Origin of the sequence: uncultured Clostridium sp. (genome assembly GCF_937920395.1) — a bacterium.
GTDB lineage: Bacteria > Bacillota > Clostridia > Clostridiales > Clostridiaceae > Clostridium_AD.
In genome coordinates this window covers 1-3,718 of the sequence record NZ_CALEVF010000100.1, presented here as the reverse complement: position 1 = coordinate 3,718, position 3,718 = coordinate 1, and the positions used below count along the sequence as shown (strand labels likewise).

4 protein-coding genes are annotated in these 3,718 nt (G+C 26.7%); all 4 read left to right on the top strand.

Annotated features, from left to right (window positions below; genetic code table 11):
• On the top strand, nt 1-1,035 hold a 1,035-nt coding region (locus Q0649_RS08985), incomplete at its 5' end, for an O-antigen ligase (RefSeq protein WP_298840485.1).
• An 84-nt stretch (nt 1,036-1,119) separates the two neighbouring features.
• Complete coding sequence (locus tag Q0649_RS08980; protein WP_298840488.1) at nt 1,120-1,761, top strand: sugar transferase; 642 nt, start codon at nt 1,120-1,122, stop codon at nt 1,759-1,761.
• A 54-nt stretch (nt 1,762-1,815) separates the two neighbouring features.
• Entirely contained in the window at nt 1,816-2,535 is a 720-nt protein-coding gene (locus Q0649_RS08975) for a WecB/TagA/CpsF family glycosyltransferase (protein ID WP_298840481.1), read from the top strand.
• A 23-nt stretch (nt 2,536-2,558) separates the two neighbouring features.
• The gene (locus tag Q0649_RS08970) at nt 2,559-3,671 is read left to right on the top strand and encodes a glycosyltransferase (RefSeq protein WP_298840478.1); all 1,113 of its coding nucleotides are present in this window, start codon (nt 2,559-2,561) and stop codon (nt 3,669-3,671) included.
• Nucleotides 3,672-3,718: the final 47 nt, after the last annotated feature.

The window sequence follows — 3,718 nt, the reverse complement described above, 5'->3', positions numbered from 1 at the left end:
AGTATTTGTATATTAATATTACTTGGAATAATGTTATTATCCACTTTCTATGCATTAGAAAAGAAACTTGCATTAGCCGAAAGTGCAAGATTTTCAACTTATGTATTTATATTTTTTGTAATTAAATATGAATTCAACACATCCAAGTTAGTGAAGAATTTATTAAAATGCTATATATTTACAGCAGTAATTTTGAGCATTTTTGGTATAATCCAATATTTTACAAAAATTGGATTAGATAAAAAATTTGTAGAAAAGTATTCTTCAGGATATAGTGTGGTTAAAATTGCAGGAACAATGTTTAATCCTAACGCTTATTCTGCCTTTCTTATTCTAATTATATTTCCAGTGGTAATGCTTACAATATATGAAAAAAATAAAAAGATTAAGAGTATGTATGGGATAATATCAATTTTATTATTTGCGAATATAATTATGACATATTCTAGAAATGCGCAATTAGGAGTTTGTTTAGGTGCAGTGGTATTATGCGTGATTTATAGTTATAAATTAATTATAGCTTTTGGTAGTATAGGGATTTTAACTTTATTTATGCCATCTGTATTTGATAGAGTTAAGGATTTAACAAATGTTTCACAAAATGCATCTAGAGTAAAATTGTGGAAAACTGCAATGATGATGATTAAAGAACATCCAATTTTAGGAGTAGGTAATGGTAATTTTATTAGTCGATATAATGAATATGTAAGTAAATATAAGGGACTAAGTTATAATGCTTACAAGAGATATCCTGCTCATAATTCTTATTTGAAGATCGAGAGTGAATTGGGTATAGTAGGAATAGTATCTTTTTTAGCAGTTTTAGTAACATCACTTTTTAGAGTGAAAAAACTATTTATTACAACAGATGATAAATTTATAAAAGCCTTTTATATGGGTGCATTTGCATCAATGATAGCATTTTTCTTTATGAATATATCAGACAATCTATTTTTTGTACCTATGGCTACTACATATTTTTGGTTGCTAATAGCGACAGCAGAAAGTTTATTAAATTCATCAGAAATTAATTAAAATAAACATTATCAAAGAAACTACAAATGTAAAAGTGTTTAAATGGTTATGAGAAAGTAGGGGTAAGGTGTGAATAAAAGTAAAATGATAACTATAGACAAGAGTACACATATTGAGAATAAGAAATTCCAATTTGTAATTAAGCGGTTAATGGATATTGTATTATCTTTTATTGGGATAATTATATTGTCACCAATATATTTAATTATCATTCTTGCTATTAAAACAGATTCAAAAGGTGCAACTATATTTAAGCAAGTTAGAGTTGGAAAAAATGGAGAAAAGTTTACTATTTATAAATTTAGAACTATGATAATTCAAGCTGAGAGTAAAAGGCAACTTAACATTAATCCAGATGATCTTGAAAATTTTGTGTTTCAAAGTAAGTTAGATAGTAGGGTAACTAAGGTGGGTAATTTTTTGAGACGTAATAGTTTAGATGAGATACCTCAACTTTTTAATGTTTTATTTGGCAATATGAGTCTTGTAGGACCTAGACCTGAAATACCAGAAGTGGTTAAATATTATCCTAAAAGTTATTATCAAAGACTTCTAGTTTTGCCAGGAATAACTGGACTTGCACAGATTAGTGGTAGAGGTGAAATTGAACTAGGAAAAACGGTTACCTATGATCTTAACTATATTAAAGATTTTTCAGTTTTTTTAGATATAAAAATAATATTATTAACACTGGTGTCTGTATTTAAGAAAGATGGTGCTTACTAGTATTAAAGTGACTTAATATGAGATCTGCTATAGGCAGGTTGCTTGGAGGAATTTATGATAACAAAAATTTTGCAATATAAAATTTTCAATGATAATATGGGAGAATTATTTAAATGTATAGACAATTTTGAAAAAGTACATATTATTTCAGGAAATCCAGAAGTTCTCCTTAGTGGACTTAAGAATACTGTTTTGCTTGAAAATTTTACAAGTGAAAATTCAATTATTATTCCAGATGGGATTGGAACAGTAATATGCTCAAAAATTGTAGGAAATCCTGTTAAGGAAAAACTTGCGGGTGTAGAAGTCATGGATAATATAGTGAAAAAATGTGAAAAAGATAATAAAGGTATATATCTATTAGGATCAACAAAAGAAACAGTTGATATGTGTAATATAAAGTTAAGAACTAAGTATCACAAATTGAATATACTTGGTAGTCATGATGGATATTTTGAATTAGATAATTGTGAAGAAGTATTAAAAGAAATACAATTAGTAAATCCTAAAGTATTATTTGTTGCAATGGGATGTCCAAGGCAAGAGTTATTTATAGCAAAATATATGGATAGACTTCCTTGTGAAATATATATGGGTGTTGGGGGAAGTTTTGATATTATTGCGGGTAATGTTAAACGTGCACCTAAATGGATGATAAAAATAGGCATGGAATGGTTATACCGAGTTATAAAGGAGCCATTTAGAATTAAGAGGTTAGCATCTATACCTAAATTCATCATAATGGTAATTAAATATAACAACAAAAAAGAGTAATTATTCTTTGTTTTAGATAAATAATGGGAGGGATAAATATTAAAATATTACATATTATATCAGGTAATGATAATGGTGGTGGTGGGAAACACGTATTAAATATATGTGACAAATCAAACAAAAAATTTGAAAATATAATTGGTCTTCTAGGTGAGGGTCCATTATACTTGAAAGCTAAGGAATTGGGAGTTAGTTATAAACTTTTTAGTAAGAAACTTTACAATATAGAACTTGTAAAGTTTATAAATCAAAATTCAATAAGTATAGTTAATTTCCATGGAGCAAAACCCTTTCTAGTACATTTAATTTTAAAAAATAAATTAAATGTACCAACGGTAGCAGTAGTTCATAGTGATTTTAGATATGATTTTCTTAATAATAAGTTGAAATATTTTATATTTACACCCTTAAGCATTAGGGGTTTAAAGAGTTTTGATAATTATATTTGCGTATCAAATAATTTGAAGACTTTACTCGAAGATAAGGGAATAAAAGGAAAAATTTCAGTTGTAAACAATGGTATAGATATAAAAAGTTGTATTATTGGAACTTCTGCGAAAGATATAAAGAATAGTTTAAAAATAAAAGATAATGAGTTTATATATGTTATGGTTGCAAGATTACATCCCATAAAAAACCATAGAGAAGTTATTTTAGCTTTTGGGAAATTAATTCTTGAATTTAATGATATGAAATTATTACTAGTTGGTGGTGGAGAGCTTCAATTAGAACTAGAAAGTTTAATTATTAAGTTAAAATTAGAAAATAGTGTTATTATGGTAGGAAATGTTTCTAATCCGCTAGACTATTTAAATGCATCTAATATAAGTATTTTAGCTTCATTAAGTGAGGGTGGAGCACCACCGTTAACGGTTTTAGAATCAGGAATTGTAAAAAAACCATTGATTTATACGCAAGTAGGTGATCTTGAGTGTATATTAGATGAAAATAGTGGATATAAAATAACAGATAAAGATAATACACATATTTATATGGCTATGAGAGCGGCATATTTAGATAAGAGTTATTTAAATGTAAAAGGAAAAAGTTTATATAATATAGTTATTAATAATTTCACTATAGAAAATTTTTGGGAAAAATATTATGAAATTTATAAAAATATGTTAGAAAAATAATTACATTATTTATTCAACTATTACACATACTAAATTTAAAGGGAGTG

What these genes read in the sequence shown, in the direction of transcription:
- Q0649_RS08970 (WP_298840478.1), top strand. Translation starts at nt 2,559, where the DNA reads ATGGGAGGGATAAATATTAAAATATTACATATTATATCAGGTAATGAT.
- Q0649_RS08980 (WP_298840488.1), top strand. Translation starts at nt 1,120, where the DNA reads ATGATAACTATAGACAAGAGTACACATATTGAGAATAAGAAATTCCAA.
- Q0649_RS08975 (WP_298840481.1), top strand. Translation starts at nt 1,816, where the DNA reads ATGATAACAAAAATTTTGCAATATAAAATTTTCAATGATAATATGGGA.